The following is a 19,234-nucleotide window of genomic DNA, read 5'->3' as shown; positions in this document are numbered from 1 at the left end:
CCGCGGCTCTCAGCGCAGCGCGGCAGTGCGCATGACGAAGGACGTCGTCTCGAGCTTGGCGGTGGCGCTACCCGAGAAACTGTCGCAGGACACGCCCTGCATCGGGTCCTCGACAAAACCCATCGCGATCACAGCGTGCGGCTTGACGAAATAGCGGCGCAGCGCCGCGGTATCGAGCTCGCCCATCAGCGTCACCGACATCGCACGGCTGGCGCTCGGTGAGAGCATCACGATCTTGAGCCAGATGCTGTCGCCCTTGGCCGCGGAGAGCCGGGTCGCGGTTGCGATCCTTCCATCGATGCTCTTACCGACCACCGTGTTGATCTCGGCCTGAGCGAGGCTGCGCGTCGTGGAAGCGGTACGAGCGGAGCGCGGGATCGGGGCAGAGGCGGCGACGACATTGGCGCGGTCGACCGGCGAGGCGGATGCGGGGGCAAAGGCCAGCGCCTGATAGGCCGCGCTGGAGACGCTCGCGGTGGCTTGCGGATCGCTGGCGGGGGCGAGTGCCTGGCGCGCCTTCAACGCTGCGACCTGTGCCGGCGTCGCCTGCTGCGGCGCGGCCGGGATATCATCCCAGAAACCGCGGGCATTGATGATGTCGGCCGGGGTCTCGGGCTTGGCATCGGCAGATTTGGCGGTCGCCAGCTTGTCAGCCACGGGCTTCGGCTTAGGTGGCGCAACGATCTGCGCGTCGGCCGAGGCGAGCTGGAGCGTTGCAGCGATCTGCGGCTTGGCGCGCGGCGTCGGCACCGGCTCGGCGGACTTGGCCGCGGCGGCGACCACGGTCGGCGTCGCCGGTTTCGCGGCCGGCGCCGGTGCACCCTCGTCATCCTCGTCGCTGCTGGCGGCCGGAGCCGCCGACCTGCCCTTGAACAAGGCGGCGAAGAAATTGGTCTTGCTGCCGGAATCGTCGCCGCTGCCGCGTCGCTCGATCTCGGCCTTGGCGAGCTCATAACCCTTCAGCGGAACGCCGTCGGTCGGCAGATGCACTGTTTTTCCGTCCGGGAAGACGCGGGCGAGCTGGTCATGCGTCATGCGCGGCCAGTGCCGGATGCTGCCGGTGTCGAGGTGCACGAAGGGCGAGCCGGAGGTCGGATAGAAGCCGACGCCGCCACGCTGGAGGCGCAGGCCGGCGAAGCGAATCTGCTCCAGCGGCACGCCGGGGATATAGAAGTCCATCGCGTGGCCCAGCATATGCTGGCTGAAGCGCGCCACACCGGAGGAGCGGCGGCGGAGCATGGCGTTGGTAGCGGGGGAGCGGTAGGAGGAGATGATCTGGATCGGCTGCTTGCCGTCGACGTCGCGATAGACTTCCCAGAGGATGTCGAACAGGCGTCGGTCCATGACCGTCTCATCCTGGGTGCGCCAGTCGCGCAGAAAGTGGTTGAGCTGCTTCAGCGCGGCTTCGTCATACCGGCCGTCGCGCTTGAAGGTGACGGTGAGGTCTTCGCCGGAATGGGTGTGATGAAAGGAGAGCGTCTTGGTTTCGTTCAGCGCGGCGGCATCATGAACCGAACCTGCGGCAGCAAGCAGCAGTGCAGCAGCGAGGCCGATCCTGGATCCGGCCTTCACTCCCGCATGGGACAACGACAGCACAGCGAATTGGCGTGCGAGACCAGTCAGCACGTATGAGCCCACCCAGTCGACGAGCGTTCAAAATGGACTCTCCCGCCAACCCCGTAGCAGCGCGAAAGAGGATGAACGCTTTCTTAAAGCGAGAAGGTTAATTCGAGGTTGACCTTCCCGCCCCCAAACCAAGTCAGAATACAATCCTAAACGGTTGACTGTGGCAAAAAAACGCCCGCTGTCCGGGCCGAGGTTGAGGGTGGTTAACGTTAAGCGACGCCGTCCAAGGACGGGGTCGCTGATTTTATTGCAGAATTTTATAGAGGGAGCTGAGCCTCAGCGGGTGAATACCCGCTGCTGCGGTCGGCGGCCCACCGGTGCGGGCGGCGCCGGCGGGGTCGGCGCCCCGAACAGCCGTTCGAAGAAATTCGGGCCGGATGAGCCAAAGCCGCCGCCATTGTTGGCCACCGCCACCCCTGACGGCAGCGTCGTTGCCGGGCGCGAATAGCTCGGCTGCGAATGCGCTACGACGGCCTCGAGGTCCTTGCCGCGGTTGTTCTTCAGGATGTTGATCATGGTCGCGTCGCGGCCATAGATGTCCTTGCGGAACTGGAGCTTGCCGGCGTCATCCACGAACGCGGTCTGATAGGTGATGTTGACCGGGATCGGGGTCGGGAATTTCAGGTCGATCTCGCCCTTGCCGTACATGCTGCGGACGCGCTCGGGCGTATACTTGTCGTTCGGCATGGTGATATTGAGCAGCACGGACGCGTACTGATCCGGATTCTGCACACGCATGCAGCCGTGGCTGAAGGCGCGCTCGTCCCGGGCGAACAAATGCTTGTCCGGCGTGTCGTGCTGATAGACCAGGAACTTGTTCGGGAAATTGAAGCGGATGCGGCCGAGCGCGTTGGCTTCACCCGGCGGCTGCGAGATGTGCACCGAGCCGTCGCGGTTCTGCTCGAGCTTGAGGCCCATGCGCTGAAGCACGGTCGGGTCCTGCTGAAGCGCCGGCAGATATTCGTTGTAGACGATCGACGGGGGCACATTCCAGGTCGGATTGACCGTGATGTACTTCATCGTCTCGGTGAGCAGCGGCGTCGCATGCGTGCCCGGTTTGCCGGTGACGACGCGGGTGCTCCAGACCTGCTGGCCGCGCTGCATCACCTTCAGCGTATAGTCGGGAATGTTGAGGATGACATAGGCATCGCCGAGTGAGGACGCCCCGAGGTCGCGCGGCAGCCAGCGCCAGCGCTCCATGTTCACCAGCACCACGTCGATCTGCTTGTCGCGCTTGGGGGTGTTAAGCGCCTTGACAGTCTTGTCGTCGAGGATGCCGGTCGCCTTGATCTCGGCGCCGCTCTGGAATCTGCGCACGGCGTCGGCGACCGCCGCGTCATAGCGGGTGTCATTCGCGTTCTCGGTGATGCCGAGCTTGGCGCGCAGCTGCGGCACGCGCGGATCTTCCACGACGATCTCGGCCTGCTTCTTGCCGGCCGGGGTGTATTTCAGCGCCGGACCGTCGGCGATCTCGATCAACGGGCCGCTGCCGTGGCCGCGGAGCTCCGCGAGCTTGGCCTTCAGCTCCTTGTAGAGCTTGTGCGGCGGGTTGTAGCTGTCGAGCGCCGCGGACGCATCCGTCGCGGTCGTGACCTTGGCAAGCACTTCGTTCGGGTCGACCGGGTGCTCGGGATAGAGGATGTCGCCGCTGACCTGCGACCAGTGCATGCGGCCACTCTGAGCGTGCCGCGCATAGTCGAACATGCTGGCGGTGAGTTTCAGCTCGGCATCGGCGAGCGTATCGGGCGTGGTCGCGGCGGCGAAATCCGGCACCGGATAGTCGGCCGGATTGAGGCCGTCGGAGGCCGCGTCCTTCAGCCGCGCGATCACACCCTTGGCTGCAGCGGTCAGGCTGCCGCCTTGCGTCCAGACCGGCGCGAAGTCGCGCGCACCGTAAAACTTCTCGATCGCCGCGCGTTCGTTCTTGCGGTCGAAATGGCGCGACGTCTTGGCGCCGATGATGTCCTTGAGCCTGTCGGCGACCGGCTGGTCGGCAGCGGGAACGTTGCTCGCGGCCTTCACCGGCTCGGCGGCCGGAGCCGGGGCCACAGGCGCGGCTGGCGTTGCCGTCGCCGTGTCTGCCTTGGTGTGTTCAGATGCGGCAGGCTCGGTCTTCGCGGATTCGGTCTTCGCAGGTTCGCTCTTGGCCGTCTCGCTCGTCGGCGCCTCAGTGGCGGGCGAGGTGGCGACATCGGAAGGCCTGGTCTCGACCTTGTCGGGCGCCGGTGCGACTTCGGCCTTCACGGGCTCCTTCGCAGTGGCCTGAACGGTGGCGGTGGTATCGAGCTTGATGTCGGAGGCGGTTGGAGGCGGGACGTTGGCCGGCTCGGGGCGCGGGATCGCGGCCTCGATTGCGAGCTCGGCGGCGCTGCTGCGCGTCTGATCCTGCGCCAGGGCTGAGCTGGCCGACACCGTGAGGAAGGTTGCCGCGACCGTCATCAAGACACGGTCAAAGCCTGCACGGTGGTTCAAACAGTCACGCATTGTGTCACACCCCTCGGGTGAACTGTCCCTCGTGGAACAGCTTCGTTATCGTCGCTAAATCTTCGGCTAAACGCGCCGGCCTCTCGAAAGTCGCACGCCTGCACGCAACGATTCATACGCAGACGATATACGGGCCCCGTTTTTGCGGCCAGCGCTACCCGGGACAACTCACGACAAACTGACGTCAAGGCAGCCTTCTTGGCAACGAATTATGCGCATGCCCCACGCGCTTTTCCCTGTGTCTGTCACTTCCAGGTCACGGTTCACGTCGCGGCCAAATTTCACCGTGATGGGAAGGGCTTGCGGCCTCTTCGCGGCAACAGGCAATCCGCTGTGCAGATACGGCTCAGTGCGTCTCCTCGTCGCTTTTCCCGCCATGGCCGGGCACCCCTGCTTCGTCGAGTTTGCGGTAGAGCGTGGACCGGCCGATTTTGAGGCGGCGGGCGACTTCGGACATCTGCCCGCGGTAATGCGAGATCGCGAAGCGGATGATTTCGTTCTCCATGTCCTCCAGCGCGCGGACATCTCCGCTCGCGGTCAGCATGCAGAGAGTTCCCGCCGACGGGAGGGGAGCAATCGGTATTTCGTTACCCGATACCAAGGAAGGCGCCGCAATCGGCTCGAGCATCAGTGGCGCAGTCGGAATCTCGGTTGCGGGATGCGGCTGCGAGGCGAGCAGGGGAAAATCGCCGAGGCCAAGCTGGTCGCCGTCGCTCATCACCACCGCGCGGTAGACCGCGTTTTCGAGTTGGCGGATGTTGCCGGGCCAGTCGAGCTGGGCGAGGTGCGCCACCGCTTCGCCGCTGATGCCGGTGATGGTGCGGTTCTCCTCGGCGGCAAAGCGCGCCAGGAAATGCCGCAGCAGATGCGGAATGTCCTCGCGCCGGGCGCGCAGCGAGGGGATCGTCAGCGGCAGCACGTGCAGGCGATAAAACAGATCTTCGCGGAAGTGCCCCTGTTTGACCCGCTCCAGGAGCTTGCGATTGGTCGCGGAGATGATGCGCACGTCGACCTTGACGGGCTTGCGGCCGCCGACCGCCTCGACCGCGCCTTCCTGGAGCGCGCGCAAGAGCTTGACCTGCGCCGTCAGCGGCAACTCGCTGATCTCGTCCAGGAACAGCGTGCCGCCATGAGCCTCGACGAACTTGCCCATGTGCCGCTCGGTGGCGCCGGTGAAGGCGCCCTTCTCATGGCCGAACAGGATGGACTCGACGAGGTTGTCGGGAATCGCGCCGCAATTCACGGCGACAAAGGGTTTTGCCTTACGCTCGCCGCTGCCATGAATGGCGCGCGCGAACATCTCCTTGCCGACGCCGGACTCGCCCTCGATCAGCACGGGAATCGAGGAGTTCGCCGCCTTCTGCGCGGCGCGCATCACGCCTGCCATCGCCTCGGAGCGGGTGATGATGTCGGAGAAGCTCAGGCGGCCCTCGCGGCTGTGACGGATGCGCTGCAATTCGCCCTTCAGTGCGGAGGCGTTCAGCGCGTTGCGCAATGAAACCTGAAGCCGCTCCAAGCCGACCGGCTTGACGACGAAATCGGCCGCGCCGGCGCGCATCGCCGAGATCACGTTGTCGATGCCGCCATGCGCGGTCTGCACGATGACGGGGATGCTGAGGCCCGCTTCGCGGATTTTCGCCAACACACCCATGCCGTCGAGGCCGGGCATCACGAGATCGAGGATGACGCCGTCGATGGTCGGGGCGTCGGGAGCGGTGAGGGCAGCGATCGCGGCGTCGCCAGAATCCACGACGACCGTCTCGTAGCCGCATTTCTGCACCATGTTTTCGACCAGCCGGCGGGCTACAGCGTCGTCGTCGGCGATCAAAATACTGGCAGCCATGGTGTTCCCTGCACGCTACAACTATCTGTCTCGAATCGGGGCACTCTGGCCGAAGCCGATTAACGCACTCTTAAACCTTGATGCCCACGCCCGCCGTCGCGACGGTTGAACACAGGTTTCCCACACAATGAATTCGCGCTCCAAGCTCGCTCTCAAGAAGTCTGCTCTCAAGAAGCCCGCTTCCAGCAAGTCCGCTCCCCGCAAGCCGAGCACCAGGAAATCCGCCGCCAAAGCAAAGTCCTCCAGGCCTTCACCGATAAAGTCTCCGCCTGCAAAGCCTGCAAGCAAGACCGGCAAGCTTCCGGAGTGGAACCTGGCCGATCTCTATTCGGGGATCGAGGCGCCGGAAGTGGCGCGCGACCTCGACAAGATGGATGCCGATTGCGTCGCGTTCGAGACGGACTACAAGGGCAAGCTCGCGACAGGGACAGCAAACGAAGATGGCGGAAAATGGCTCGCTGAAGCCGTGCGACGCTATGAGGCGATCGACGACCTCGCCGGCCGTCTCGGCTCCTATGCCGGCCTGGTCCACGCCGGCGACAGCGTGGACCCTGCGATTTCAAAGTTTTACGGCGACGTGTCCGAGCGCCTGACGGCGGCGTCGACACATCTTCTGTTCTTCGCGCTCGAGCTCAATCGGATCGATGACGACATTTTGAACCGCGCGATGCAGACACCGGAGCTGGCACACTATCGCCCCTGGATCGAGGATTTGCGCAAGGAGAAGCCGTATCAGCTCGACGATAAGCTCGAGCAGCTCTTCCTGGAGAAGGCGCAGACCAGCTATTCCGCCTTCAACAGGCTGTTCGACCAGACCATCTCGGGCCTGCGCTTCAAGGTGGGCGCAAAAGAGCTCGCGATCGAGCCGACGCTCAATCTGTTGCAGGACCGAGACGGCGCAAAGCGCAAGGCCGCCGCCGAAGCCCTGGCGAAGACCTTCAAGGCCAATGAGCGCACTTTTGCGCTGATCACCAACACGCTCGCGAAGGACAAGGACATTTCCGACCGCTGGCGCGGCTTTCAGGATGTTGCGGATTCCCGGCACCTCAACAACCGCGTCGAGCGCGAGGTGGTGGATGCGCTGGTCGCCTCGGTGCGCGCGGCCTATCCAAAATTATCGCATCGCTACTACGCACTGAAGGCGAAGTGGTTCGGCAAGAAGCGGCTCGCTTATTGGGACCGTAACGCGCCGCTGCCCTTTGCCGCGACCGATGTCATCGGCTGGCCCGATGCGCGGAACATGGTGTTGACGGCCTATCGCGGCTTCTCACCCAAGATGGCCGACATTGCGGAGCGCTTCTTCACCGATCGCTGGATCGACGCGCCGGTGCGTCCGGGCAAGGCGCCCGGCGCGTTCTCGCATCCGACCACGCCGTCGGCGCACCCTTACGTGCTGATGAACTACCAGGGCAAGCCGCGCGACGTGATGACGCTCGCGCACGAGCTCGGCCATGGCGTGCATCAGGTGCTCGCCGCGAAGAACGGCGCGCTGATGGCGCCGACGCCGCTGACGCTGGCGGAGACCGCGAGCGTGTTCGGCGAGATGCTGACCTTCCGGCGGCTGCTGGCGCAGACCAAGAGCGCAAAACAGCGCCAGGCGCTGCTCGCCGGCAAGGTCGAGGACATGATCAATACCGTGGTGCGGCAGATCGCGTTCTATTCGTTCGAACGCGCGGTTCATACCGAGCGCAAGAACGGCGAGCTCACCGCGACGCGGCTCGGCGAGATCTGGCTGTCGGTGCAGGGCGAGAGCCTGGGGCCTGCGATCGAGATCAAGGCGGGCTATGAGAATTACTGGATGTACATTCCGCACTTCATCCACTCGCCGTTCTACGTCTACGCCTACGCCTTCGGCGATTGCCTCGTGAACTCGCTCTATGCGGTCTACGAGAATGCGGCCGAGGGCTTCGCCGAACGCTATCTCGACATGCTCGCCGCCGGCGGGACCAAGCATTATTCCGAGCTGCTGCGGCCGTTCGGGCTGGATGCCAAGGACCCGAAGTTCTGGGATGGCGGGCTCAGCGTCATCGCCGGCATGATCGACGAGCTGGAGAAGATGGCCTGAGTGGCTGGCTTCTCACGGGGCGTAAAACGTCTGTTGAACCAAGAGTCCAGCAATGTTATACACCCGTATAACCGCTGGAGGTTAGCCATGAAGATCGAGATCAAGAAGATCGGCAATTCGGACGGGTTGTTGCTGCCCCGCGAGCTTATGCAGCGGCTCGATCTCAAACGCGGGCAGCAATTGCATGTCGTGGAATTGCCCGGTGGGGGTTTTCAATTGCTGCCTTACGACCCCGACTTCGAGCGGACGATGGAAATCGCCGATGAGGTGATGGATAAGTATCGCGATACGCTCGCCGCGCTGGCAAAATAGCGGCCGGCGCATGAGTGATCCTCAGGAGCCATTCTGGGTCACCTACGAGCAGGCTGTCGCAATTCATAGCCGACAGCTCCGGCGCTTCGGTGGCGCGCCCGGATTGCGCGACGAGGGCATGCTGCGTTCGGCGCTGGAGCGTCCGATCAACAAATGGCGCTATGAACAGGCGCCAATGGAAGAACTCGCTGCAGCATACGCGTTCGGCCTCGCGAAGAACCATGCATTTGCCGATGGAAACAAGCGCATCGCCTTCATGGCGATGATGGTCTTCCTTCACAAGAACGGCGTCGCCTTCAGTCCCGCTCCCGCGGAAGCGACAACGATGATTCTCTCGCTCGCCGCCGGCGAAGTCAGCGAGCAGAGCCTGGCGCGCTGGATCCGCGACAATTGGAATTCCAAATGACCTCATTTGCGGGAAAACCGCGCCCGCGTGCCGTTGCCCTGCCCGAAAGTTTGCGGTATCCCAGCCAAGAATTCGACTTTCGACTGGGGACAATCCATGGCTGACCATAGCGAAGTGGCGTACACCACCGCCGACGGCAACGACTACGTTGCGCACGAGCAGACCTACGAGGGCTTCATCAAGCTGGTGAAGTACGGCACGGCCTCGGTCGCGCTCATCGTGATCCTGATGGCGATCTTCCTCACCTGATCGATCGGCAGCTGCACACGCCAGCGGCAGCAGCTGCCCAGAAAATTTGCATACAAACCGGTCCCAGAACCGGTATCGAACGCCGCGGGAGTAACGCTTTAGTTTGCGCGCGCGCTGTCCTGCGCCGCCGGAGGCCTCATGAAGATTGCCGTTGCCAAGGAAATCGATCCGTCCGAGCCGCGGGTCGCCGCTTCGCCTGATACGGTGAAGAAATTCAAGGCGCTGGGCGCCGAGATCGCCGTCGAGCCGGGCGCCGGCCTCAAGTCGGGCCTGCCGGATTCCGAATTCACCGCCGTGGGCGCCACCATCAGCACTGATGCGCTTGTTGACGCCGACATCATCATCAAGGTGAAGCGCCCCGAGGCGTCGGAGCTCTCGCAATACAAGCGCGGCGCGCTCGTCATCGCCATCATGGATCCCTATGGCAACGAGGCGGCGCTGAAGGCGATGGCCGATGCCGGCGTCTCCGCCTTCGCGATGGAATTGATGCCGCGCATCACCCGTGCGCAGGTGATGGACGTGCTGTCCTCGCAAGCCAATCTTGCCGGCTATCGTGCCGTGATCGAGGGCGCCGAGGCCTTCGGCCGCGCCTTCCCGATGATGATGACGGCGGCCGGCACTATACCCGCGGCCAAGGTGTTCGTGATGGGCGTCGGCGTTGCCGGTCTCCAGGCGATCGCGACGGCGCGCCGTCTCGGCGCCGTCGTGACCGCCACCGACGTGCGTCCCGCCACCAAGGAGCAAGTGGAATCGCTCGGTGCGAAATTCCTTGCCGTCGAGGACGAGGAGTTCAAGAACGCGCAGACCGCCGGCGGCTACGCCAAGGAAATGTCGAAAGAGTACCAGGCCAAGCAGGCCGCGCTCACGGCCGAGCACATCAAGAAGCAGGACATCGTGATCACGACCGCGCTGATTCCGGGCCGACCGGCGCCGAAGCTCGTCAGTGCCGAGATGGTCAAGTCGATGAAGCCGGGCTCGGTGCTGGTCGATCTCGCCGTCGAGCGCGGCGGCAATGTCGAGGGCGCCAGGGCCGGCGAGGTCGTTGACCTCGATGGCATCAAGATCGTCGGCTACACCAACGTCGCCGGCCGCGTCGCGGCCTCTGCCTCCAGCCTCTACGCACGCAATCTGTTCTCCTTCATCGAGACCATGGTCGACAAGACAGAGAAGAAGCTCGCCGTCAACTGGGACGATGAACTCGTCAAGGCCACTGCGCTCACGAAAGACGGCGCCGTCATCCACCCGAACTTCCAGCCGAAGGTTTAAGGAGAGTCGCCATGGAGCATGCTGCACAGGTCGTCGACCCCTTCATCTTCCGGCTGTCGATCTTCGTTCTCGCCGTCTTCGTCGGCTATTTCGTGGTGTGGTCGGTGACGCCGGCGCTGCACACCCCGCTGATGAGCGTGACCAACGCGATCTCGTCGGTGATCGTGGTCGGTGCGCTGCTCGCGGTCGGCGTCGGCATGATCTCGAGCGGCTCGGGCTGGGCGCGCGGCTTCGGCTTCGTCGCGCTCATCTTTGCCTGCGTGAACATCTTTGGCGGCTTCCTTGTCACGCAGCGCATGCTCGCGATGTACAAGAAGAAGTCGAAGTAAGCGGCCACCTCGGGCTGAAGGGACAGATGGGGACCTGAGATGAACGCCAATCTCTCTGCATTCTTGTATCTCGTGGCGGGGGTGCTGTTCATCCTGTCGCTGCGCGGGCTGTCGAGCCCGGCGACGTCGCGCCAGGGCAATTTGTTCGGCATGATCGGCATGGGCATCGCGGTTGCGACCACCCTCGCCAGCCATCCGCCAGCGGACGGCGTCGCCTGGATCCTCGTGATCCTCGGTATCGCCATCGGTGGCGCGATCGGCGCCGTGATCGCCCGCCGCGTGCCGATGACCTCGATGCCGGAACTGGTCGCCGCCTTCCACTCGCTGGTCGGCATGGCCGCGGTGCTGGTCGCCGCCGGCGCGTTCTACGCGCCCGAGGCCTTCGACATCGGCACTCCCGGCAACATCCATCCGCAGAGCCTGGTCGAGATGTCGCTCGGCGTCGCCATCGGCGCGCTGACCTTCACCGGTTCGGTGATCGCCTTCCTGAAGCTCTCCGCACGCATGAGCGGCGCGCCAATTATCCTGCCGTTCCGCCACGTCATCAACATCGCGCTCGCCGTGGCGCTGGTGTTCTTTATCGTCGGCCTCGTGCTGACCGGCAGCGCGCTCGACTTCTGGCTGATCGTCATCCTCGCCCTGGTGCTCGGCGTGCTCATGATCATCCCGATCGGCGGCGCCGACATGCCGGTCGTGATCTCGATGCTGAACTCCTACTCCGGCTGGGCCGCTGCCGGCATCGGTTTCACGCTCGGCAATTCTGCGCTGATCATCACCGGCGCGCTGGTCGGCTCCTCGGGCGCGATCCTGTCCTACATCATGTGCCACGCGATGAATCGGTCCTTCATCTCGGTCATCCTCGGCGGCTTCGGCGGCGAGACCGCTGCGGCCGGCGGCGGTACGGGCGAGCAGAAGCCCGCCAAGCTCGGCTCGGCCGACGATGCGGCCTTCATCATGAAGAACGCCTCCAAGGTCATCATCGTGCCCGGCTACGGCATGGCGGTGGCGCAGGCCCAGCACGCGCTGCGCGAGATGGCCGACATCCTGAAGAAGGAAGGTGTCGAGGTGAAATATGCCATTCACCCGGTCGCCGGCCGCATGCCCGGCCACATGAACGTGCTGCTCGCCGAAGCCAACGTGCCCTATGATGAGGTGTTCGAGCTCGAGGACATCAACTCCGAATTCGCGCAGGCCGACATCGCCTTCGTGATCGGCGCGAACGACGTCACCAACCCGGCCGCCGAAGAGGACAAGACCTCACCAATCTACGGCATGCCCGTGCTCCAGGTCTGGAAGGCCGGCACCGTGATGTTCATCAAGCGCTCGCTCGCCTCCGGCTATGCCGGTATCGACAATCCGCTGTTCTACCGCGACAACACCATGATGCTGCTCGGCGACGCCAAGAAGGTCACCGAGAACATCGTCAAGGCGATGTAGCGCGGAAGCAAACGGACCGTGGCCATCACAAAGGAATGGCACCGGTCCTATCGCATGGCTCCCAAAGCGACGCGCGCGCAGCGCGCAGCCGGCAAGCCGCCCGTAAGGCGGCGTGCCGCTGCCGCGATGTTCCGGCCAGCCTCCGGCCCCATGTCATGAAATTGCTGCGGAGCCGTCGCAAGCCGTGAGCCGAAAGGCCGGCCGCGTATCATGACCATCGTCAAGTGGATCGCCATCCTGCTCGCGGCCGTCTATTGCGCCGGTCTCCTCGTGCTGTATGTCCGCCAGCGCGAGATGATGTTTCCGATCCCGCCCGCCGGTCGCACCGCACCCGATGCTGCGGGCCTTCCCGAGGCGGAAGAGCATGTCCTGACCACGTCGGACGGCGAGAAGGTCATCGTCTGGCACGTGCCGGCGAAGCGTGGCCGTCGCGTGATCCTGTATTTTCCGGGCAATGGCGATTTTCTCGCCGGTCGCGTCAGCCGCTTCAGGGCGATGACGGCCGACGGCACCGGCCTCGTCGCGCTGTCCTATCGCGGCTATGCCGGCTCCAGCGGTGCGCCGAGTGAGGAGGGTTTGCTGCGCGATGCCGCAGCTGCCTACGATTTCACGTCGGGGCGCTATGCCGCGGAACGGATCGTCGCCTGGGGCTTTTCGCTCGGCACCGGCGTGGCCGTCGCGCTCGCATCCGAGCATCCGATCGGCAAGCTGATCCTGGAGGCGCCCTATACCTCGGCGGTCGATATCGCCGCATCAGCGTTCCGGTTCGTGCCGGTGCGCCTCCTGATGCGCGACCCGTTTCGCTCCGACGAGCGGATCGCGCGCGTCACGGTGCCGCTGCTGATCATGCATGGCACCAATGACCTTGTCATTTCGATCGTATTCGGAGAGCGTCTGTTTGCGCTCGCCCGCGGACCCAAGCAGTTCGTTCGCTTCGCGGGCGGCGGACACGACAATCTCGATGCTTTCGGTGCGATCGAAACGGCAAGGCGCTTCATTGAATCCTAAGCAGTTCGTTACGTGGCCCTGGCGCCTGGCCTTCGCCGCGATCCTCGCGTTATCGCCGCAACACGCATGGGCAGCGACCGGGCTCGATGGTGCTGCCATGCGCTGGCCCTATGCGCTGCCCTTTGCCGGCCTGTTGCTGTCGATCGCATTGGGTCCGCTGCTGTTTCCAAAAATCTGGCATCATCATTACGGCAAGATCGCCGCGGCCTGGTCGCTGCTGGCACTCGCCGCGCTCGTCATCTTTGCCGGGAGCATGGCAACGCTGGCGGCGCTCGTTCACGCCATGCTCGCCGAATATCTCGGCTTCATCGTGCTGCTGTTCTCGCTCTATGTCGTGGCCGGCGGCATCCTCATCACCGGCGACATCAAGGCCACGCCGGCGACCAATTTCGGCATCCTCGCGCTCGGCACATTGGGGGCGAGCATTGTCGGCACCACGGGGGCCGCGATGATCCTGATACGTCCCTTGATCCGCGCCAACCGGCTGCGGCGCCACAATACCCATGTCGTCATCTTCTTCGTCATCCTGGTTGCCAATGTCGGCGGCGCGCTGAGCCCGCTCGGCGATCCCCCGCTGTTCGTCGGTTTCCTGCATGGCGTCGATTTCTTCTGGACCACGCGTACCATCTGGTTGCAGACCGCAATCGTGGCCGGACTGCTGCTCGCTATCTTCGTCGCCATCGATGTCTGGCGCTTCCGCAGCGAGTCGCCGCCCGGCGACACAGGCTGCGGGGAGCCGCTGCGCATCCGCGGCCTTGTCAATTTGGTGCTGATCGCTGCCATCGTCGCGAGCCTGCTGGCATCGGCGATGTGGAAGTCCGGCATTGCCTTCGACATTCTCGGCACCAAGCTGCAATTGGAGGACGTCGTCCGCAATTTGGTGCTGCTGGCCATTGCGGCCTTGTCGGTTTGGCTGACGCCGGACGAGCACAGACTGGCCAACGGCTTCACCTGGGAGCCGATCCGCGAGGTCGCGAAACTGTTCGCCGGCATCTTCGTCGCGATCATTCCCGTCATTGCCATGCTCAATGCGGGCCATCACGGTGCCTTCGCCTGGCTGTTGTCGGCGGTGACGGCGCCGGACGGTGCGCCGCGCGAAGTCGCCTATTTCTGGTTCACCGGCCTGATGTCGGCGTTCCTCGACAATGCGCCGACCTATCTGTTGTTCTTCGAACTCGCCGGCGGCGACCCGCAAGTGCTGATGCATGAACTCTCGGGGACGCTCGCCTCGATCTCCATGGGCGCGGTCTACATGGGTGCGCTCACCTACATCGGCAATGCGCCGAACTTCATGGTGAGCAGCATTGCCAGCGAGAACGGCATCGAGATGCCGAGCTTCTTCGGCTATATGTTGCGCGCCGGCGCCGTGCTCATTCCGCTGTTCCTGCTGCTGACGCTGCTGCCGATCGCGCCGATCCTGCACTGGCATTGAATCTCACGCCTGATTTGCTACTGCTCATGGCAGCAAATGGAAGCGGTGGATGAGCGCACATAACCCGATGCCCCGGTCGGCCAGGATCTTCCCGGCGCTGGCCGTGCTGTTGTTCGCGGCTGTTAGCGCGACGAACTACGTGTTCACGCTGTCGCTCGGCGGGCTCGTCTTCGCCATTGTCCTTTTGATCATCCTGTTCGGCACCGTATTTGCCGCGGTTCATCATGCCGAAGTGATCGCTGAGCGGGTCGGCGAACCCTATGGCACGCTCGTGCTGACGCTCTCGGTGACCATCATCGAAGTGGCGCTGATCACCACGATCATGCTGGGCGACAAGCCCGCCCCGGCGCTCGCGCGCGACACCGTGTTCGCCGTGGTCATGATCGTCTGCAATGGCCTCGTCGGGCTCTGCATCTTCATCGGCGGCCTGCGTTATCGCGAGCAGGGTTTCCAGCTCTCCGGGGCCAACGTCTATCTCAGCGTCTTGTTTGCGCTTGCCACCATCACGCTGATCATGCCGAACTACACCACCACCACGCCCGGACCGGTCTATTCGGCGGTTCAGCTCGGTTTCGTCGACGTGGTCACGCTCGCGCTTTATGCGGTGTTTCTCTACACGCAGACCGTCCTGCACAAGGATTACTTCGTTCATGAACGGGCGCAGGGCGAGGGCGGGGAGGTGCACCTGTCAAGTGGGGCGCTCGCACTCACCGTGGCGCTGCTCTTGGTCTCACTTCTGGCGGTCGTGCTGCTCGCCAAGAAATTCTCGCTGGTGGTCGATGCCGTGGGCGCCAGGATCGGCGCGCCGCCGGCCTTCGCCGGTCTCCTGGTCGCGCTCCTGATCCTGCTGCCCGAGGGCGTCGCGGCCATCGCGGCTGCCCGCAAGAACGACCTCCAGAAGAGCATTAACCTCGCGCTCGGATCGTCACTCGCGACCATCGGGCTGACCATCCCGGCCGTCGGCGTCGCCACCTACGCGCTCGATAAGGAGCTCGAACTCGGCCTCAACGCCCAGGGCAGCGTGCTCTTGCTCCTGACCTTCTTCTTGAGCATGCTGACCTTCGGCACCGGGAGGACCAATGTCCTGTTCGGCCTGGTCCACATGGTGGTATTTGCCATCTACGTGTTCATGGTCTTCGTGCCCTGAAGCGCGACATGGAGAGTTCCCGATGCTTGCCGCCCAGTCCGAGGTTCAGGTCGACAACGCGCAGGTTCGCGTGACCGAGTGGCGACTTGGGCCGGGGAGCGCCACCGGGCATCACACGCACGGAATGGACTACGTGATTGTACCCGTGGTGGCGGGGGAGATGACCATCGTGGCGCCCAGCGGCGAGAGATCCAAGGCGCAGCTTGCGGCCGGGAAATCCTATTTCCGCAAGGCTGGCGTCCAGCATGACGTACTTAACGAAACCTCAACCGAGATCGTGTTCCTTGAAGTCGAGCTAAAACCGTAGGTTGGCGTTGCCGATTGCCATCGATCCGTCGCAGTTGATCCCTCACAATGCCCCAAAGTTCCCGCATCAGGTCGCGCGGGGAGTGGCCGAGAAATGCTGAAATACCTCGCTAAAATCTCGATGGATATTTTCCCCTCGGTGCTCGCGACGATCATCGGGGCTTACATCGTTAATCACTATATCAATGCCAAGCCCGCACCCGATACTCCTGCGGCCGTAGCGGTGCCTGCCCAGGCTGGCAGTGAGGGCAAGCCGGCAGACACCACCAGCCTTCCCGGGGCCGGCGTCAAGGCCAAGGGTGTCTCCGACAAGAGTGTCTCTGAGAAGAGTGTCTCCGAGAAGAGCGTTTCCGAGAAGAATGCTGCGGACAAGTCGGCGGCCGAGAAGCCTGCCGATCATCAACCTGCTGCCGAGACCAAGGCCGCAGACGTTGCTCCCGCCGAGACCAGCCCGCGCGGCCGCACCGCCGCGCGCGAAAAGGCGGCTGCCAAGTCTGCTCCGGCTGCTGCGGTTCCCGCCACCGCCCCGGTGGTGGAGGCCAATTCGGCGCCGGCTGCGGCTTCCCCGGCCGCGGCCCCCGACGCCAACGATCTCGTGCGTGCCGCGATCGAGCGTCTGCGCAAGTCGCCTGAGGGCAAGGCCGCTGAGGCCAAATCAATCGAGAGCAAGTCTTCCGAGACCAAGTCTTCCGAGACCAAGCCGGCTGAAAGGCCGGCGGAGCCTGCGGTACGGGAAGCCGCCCGTACCCCGGAGGCGCCGCGTGTGATCACCGCGGAGCCGTCCACGGTGCGTCCGCTGCCGCCGCCGATTACTGTGTCGACGCCGTCACCCGAGGCCTATGGTAATAGCGGCTCGTCGCCGCTCAACCCGCCTTACACAGCCTCGGTCGGAAATGACGACCCGAATCGGATCACGCCGCCGGCTGACATTCCCGTGCCGGTGATCGCACCGCCGCTCGATCTGCGCGCCGACGCCGCGGCGACCACGACCATGCGGCGGCCGAAGACCAATGTCGCCGATGAGATGCTGTCAGGCGTGAAGTCGATGTTCCACGCCGTTCTGCCAAAACCCGCCACCCCCGATTAGGACGGCATCTGAGCCGCGCTGTCAGCCGCCGACCCGGGCGAGGCCGCTGCGGGCGGCATCGTCGCGTGGGCGAAGCGAGACCGCCTTGGTGTAGGACGCCGCTGCCTTGGCCCTGTCGCCCAGCCGCTCATAGGCCTGTCCGCGGGTGGTCCAGACCTGGGCGTTGTGCGGATCGGACTCGGAGGCCTCGTCCAGATCGGCTGCGGCTTCCTTGATCTTGCCGAGCGCGAGATAGCTGGTGGCGCGGCCGAGCAGTGGCTCGACCTTCTGCGGGTTGAGCCCGCTCGCAGCGCTGAAATCGGCGATTGCGAAATCGTGCTGGTTATTGCCCTGATAGATCAAGGCACGGCCATAGAGCGCCTGTGCGTTGTAGGGATCGAGCCCGACCGCGCGATTGAATTCGTCGAGCGCAGCTGCGGCCTCACCTGACTTCGCCAGGGATTGGGCCTTTGCCGTGTGGGCCTGAGCTTCGCTGACGTTGCCGGCGCTGACCGCGCTTTCGGCGGTCGCGATCGCCTTCGGCGCCTCCTGAGGCTTCTCCTTCTCCGGCATCAGCGATCCCAGATCGAAAGAGCAGCTGCACAGCGCAATCCCCATCAAAGCCAACACGAACGGTTGCTGCCAGATCTGGCGTAGCCGCGCCAAGCTGCGCTCGGGGAAAGGGGAGGCCATCTACGGTTCGCTCGCGCTAGAGCATGGTCCGAAAAAATGTGAAGCGGTTTCTGTCTCGCGACAAACGCGGAGATGCGTTTGCGCGGAGATCATGCTCAAACAACAAACCAAAGCGCGATGACGTTCAATCCCAATCTCATCGCGCTTTGGTGCCGCATCGGTGGCGCCCCTGTCCCAGAATAGGCACCGCTCAAAACAATAACGCGGGCCAGGGGCCCGCGTTATCGAAAACTGAAGTCTTGCAAGATCCGGTAGATCAGCGCGGTCCGCGCGGACCTGCACCCGGGCCGCCACGACCGCCACGATCACCGCCGGGACCTGCGCCGAACACCGGCTTCGGCTTCATCGGCAGCAGGCCTTCGCGCTGCAGCTTCTTGCGGGCCAGCTTGCGTGCGCGGCGCACGGCTTCGGCCTTTTCGCGGGCCTTCTTCTCGGACGGCTTCTCGTAATGACCGCGGAGCTTCATCTCGCGGAAAATTCCCTCGCGCTGCATCTTCTTCTTCAGCGCCTTGAGGGCTTGATCGACATTGTTATCGCGGACGAGAACCTGCACGCGGCATCCTCTTCAGGTGGATCGGATTTGAATTCTGGTAAGAATTAAGGGGATGGCAAAACGCGCAAGCCCTTAACCTTGAGCGCGCGGATGTATCAGACAAAACTGCGGATGTCCACCGGCCATGCGGGGTTTCGGGCCAATTTCGGCCATTAAATGCGGCGAAAATACCTCTGTGCGGCCCCGATTTGGGCGATTTGACGCCCATGGCGGGGTCGTTTCCGGAGCTTTGTTCCGGAAACTTGAAATCAGGGGACGACACATGGACATGAAAAAATACGCCGCCGAAGCCATCGGCACTTTCTGGCTCACATTCGCAGGCTGCGGCAGCGCCGTCATTGCCGCCGGCTTTCCCCAGGTCGGCATTGGACTGGTCGGTGTGTCCCTGGCGTTCGGGCTGAGCGTCGTCACAATGGCCTATGCGATCGGCCACATCTCGGGTTGCCACCTCAATCCGGCCGTCACGGTCGGCCTCGCCGCAGGTGGCCGTTTTCCGGCCGGCCAGATCCTGCCCTATGTGATCGCACAGGTGGCGGGCGCCATCGTTGCCGCGTGGCTGCTCTACGTCATCGCGAGCGGGGCGCCCGGATTTGACGTCGCCAAGGGCTTCGCGTCGAACGGCTATGACGCGCATTCGCCCGGCCAGTATAGCATGATCGTGTGCTTCCTCACCGAGGTGGTGATGACCATGATGTTCCTGTTCATCATCATGGGCGCCACCCATGGCCGTGCGCCCGCGGGCTTCGCGCCGCTCGCGATCGGGCTCGCGCTGGTGATGATCCATCTCGTCAGTATCCCCGTCACCAACACCTCGGTGAACCCGGCGCGCAGCACCGGCCCCGCGCTGTTCGTCGGCGGATGGGCGCTGTCGCAGCTCTGGCTGTTCTGGGTCGCGCCATTGATCGGCGGCGCGTTAGGCGGGGTGATCTACCGCTGGCTCAGCGAGGAGCCGACAGGCGTCGTCGCCGGCGCAAAGACGGCGTGATCGCAAGGGGATCGCAGCGATTGCTGC

The 19,234-nt window shown here is 64.0% G+C and carries 18 protein-coding genes; 13 read left to right on the top strand and 5 right to left on the bottom strand.

Annotated features, from left to right (window positions below; genetic code table 11):
• Window positions 1-9 precede the first annotated feature (9 nt).
• The 3 genes from IVA98_RS28905 to IVA98_RS28895 all read right to left on the bottom strand — a co-directional run bounded on the left by IVA98_RS28905 (window position 10) and on the right by IVA98_RS28895 (window position 5,953).
• A complete protein-coding gene (locus tag IVA98_RS28905) occupies window positions 10-1,626 on the bottom strand; it encodes a peptidoglycan L,D-endopeptidase MepK (RefSeq protein ID WP_247355990.1) in 1,617 nt (538 codons plus the stop codon).
• A 276-nt stretch (window positions 1,627-1,902) separates the two neighbouring features.
• The gene (locus IVA98_RS28900) at window positions 1,903-4,110 is read right to left on the bottom strand and encodes a L,D-transpeptidase family protein (RefSeq protein ID WP_247333753.1); all 2,208 of its coding nucleotides are present in this window, start codon (window positions 4,108-4,110) and stop codon (window positions 1,903-1,905) included.
• Between the two features lie 346 nt (window positions 4,111-4,456).
• Window positions 4,457-5,953, bottom strand: a complete 1,497-nt coding sequence (locus tag IVA98_RS28895; protein WP_247301562.1) for a sigma-54-dependent transcriptional regulator — start codon at window positions 5,951-5,953, stop codon at window positions 4,457-4,459.
• A gap of 127 nt (window positions 5,954-6,080) precedes the next feature.
• Between IVA98_RS28895 and IVA98_RS28890 the strand changes: the two genes are divergently transcribed.
• From IVA98_RS28890 to IVA98_RS28835, 12 genes are all read left to right on the top strand, one after another.
• The gene (locus tag IVA98_RS28890) at window positions 6,081-8,018 is read left to right on the top strand and encodes a M3 family oligoendopeptidase (protein WP_247301564.1); all 1,938 of its coding nucleotides are present in this window, start codon (window positions 6,081-6,083) and stop codon (window positions 8,016-8,018) included.
• An 87-nt stretch (window positions 8,019-8,105) separates the two neighbouring features.
• Window positions 8,106-8,330 (top strand): AbrB/MazE/SpoVT family DNA-binding domain-containing protein, encoded by a 225-nt coding sequence (locus IVA98_RS28885; RefSeq protein WP_124162834.1) that lies wholly within the window; start codon window positions 8,106-8,108, stop codon window positions 8,328-8,330.
• A 10-nt stretch (window positions 8,331-8,340) separates the two neighbouring features.
• Window positions 8,341-8,736 carry a type II toxin-antitoxin system death-on-curing family toxin gene (locus tag IVA98_RS28880; protein ID WP_247301566.1) on the top strand — a complete coding sequence of 132 codons (396 nt, stop codon included), beginning with the start codon at window positions 8,341-8,343 and terminating at the stop codon, window positions 8,734-8,736.
• A 96-nt stretch (window positions 8,737-8,832) separates the two neighbouring features.
• The gene (locus IVA98_RS28875; RefSeq protein ID WP_008136857.1) at window positions 8,833-8,985 is read left to right on the top strand and encodes an aa3-type cytochrome c oxidase subunit IV; all 153 of its coding nucleotides are present in this window, start codon (window positions 8,833-8,835) and stop codon (window positions 8,983-8,985) included.
• Between the two features lie 138 nt (window positions 8,986-9,123).
• Entirely contained in the window at window positions 9,124-10,251 is a 1,128-nt protein-coding gene (locus tag IVA98_RS28870) for a Re/Si-specific NAD(P)(+) transhydrogenase subunit alpha (RefSeq protein ID WP_247301568.1), read from the top strand.
• 11 nt (window positions 10,252-10,262) lie between these two features.
• On the top strand, window positions 10,263-10,580 hold the full coding sequence (locus IVA98_RS28865; protein WP_235543528.1) for a proton-translocating transhydrogenase family protein: 318 nt from the start codon (window positions 10,263-10,265) through the stop codon (window positions 10,578-10,580).
• 39 nt (window positions 10,581-10,619) lie between these two features.
• Window positions 10,620-12,017: an NAD(P)(+) transhydrogenase (Re/Si-specific) subunit beta gene (locus tag IVA98_RS28860; RefSeq protein ID WP_247280178.1), complete on the top strand. Its 1,398-nt coding sequence runs from the start codon at window positions 10,620-10,622 to the stop codon at window positions 12,015-12,017.
• A 210-nt stretch (window positions 12,018-12,227) separates the two neighbouring features.
• The gene (locus IVA98_RS28855) at window positions 12,228-13,025 is read left to right on the top strand and encodes an alpha/beta hydrolase (protein WP_247301569.1); all 798 of its coding nucleotides are present in this window, start codon (window positions 12,228-12,230) and stop codon (window positions 13,023-13,025) included.
• A 97-nt stretch (window positions 13,026-13,122) separates the two neighbouring features.
• A complete protein-coding gene (locus IVA98_RS28850; protein ID WP_247301571.1) occupies window positions 13,123-14,457 on the top strand; it encodes a sodium:proton antiporter in 1,335 nt (444 codons plus the stop codon).
• A gap of 49 nt (window positions 14,458-14,506) precedes the next feature.
• Window positions 14,507-15,604 (top strand): calcium:cation antiporter, encoded by a 1,098-nt coding sequence (locus tag IVA98_RS28845; protein WP_247355989.1) that lies wholly within the window; start codon window positions 14,507-14,509, stop codon window positions 15,602-15,604.
• Window positions 15,605-15,626: 22 nt separating this feature from the next.
• Window positions 15,627-15,911: a cupin domain-containing protein gene (locus tag IVA98_RS28840; protein WP_247301575.1), complete on the top strand. Its 285-nt coding sequence runs from the start codon at window positions 15,627-15,629 to the stop codon at window positions 15,909-15,911.
• Window positions 15,912-16,004: 93 nt separating this feature from the next.
• A complete protein-coding gene (locus IVA98_RS28835; protein ID WP_247301576.1) occupies window positions 16,005-16,997 on the top strand; it encodes a hypothetical protein in 993 nt (330 codons plus the stop codon).
• 21 nt (window positions 16,998-17,018) lie between these two features.
• On the opposite strand, the gene IVA98_RS28830 is transcribed toward IVA98_RS28835, so the two are convergent.
• On the bottom strand, window positions 17,019-17,669 hold the full coding sequence (locus IVA98_RS28830) for a tetratricopeptide repeat protein (protein ID WP_247301578.1): 651 nt from the start codon (window positions 17,667-17,669) through the stop codon (window positions 17,019-17,021).
• A gap of 256 nt (window positions 17,670-17,925) precedes the next feature.
• Complete coding sequence (gene rpsU / locus IVA98_RS28825) at window positions 17,926-18,222, bottom strand: 30S ribosomal protein S21 (RefSeq protein WP_008546194.1); 297 nt, start codon at window positions 18,220-18,222, stop codon at window positions 17,926-17,928.
• A 262-nt stretch (window positions 18,223-18,484) separates the two neighbouring features.
• On the opposite strand from rpsU, the gene aqpZ reads away from it, so the two are divergent.
• The gene (gene aqpZ, locus IVA98_RS28820; RefSeq protein WP_247301579.1) at window positions 18,485-19,207 is read left to right on the top strand and encodes an aquaporin Z; all 723 of its coding nucleotides are present in this window, start codon (window positions 18,485-18,487) and stop codon (window positions 19,205-19,207) included.
• Window positions 19,208-19,234: the final 27 nt, after the last annotated feature.

It is taken from the genome of Bradyrhizobium sp. 160 (assembly GCF_023073735.1).
In the GTDB taxonomy this organism is placed as follows: Bacteria; Pseudomonadota; Alphaproteobacteria; order Rhizobiales; family Xanthobacteraceae; genus Bradyrhizobium.
Note: the sequence above shows the minus strand (reverse complement) of the source record. Positions and strands in the feature narration are given on the sequence as shown.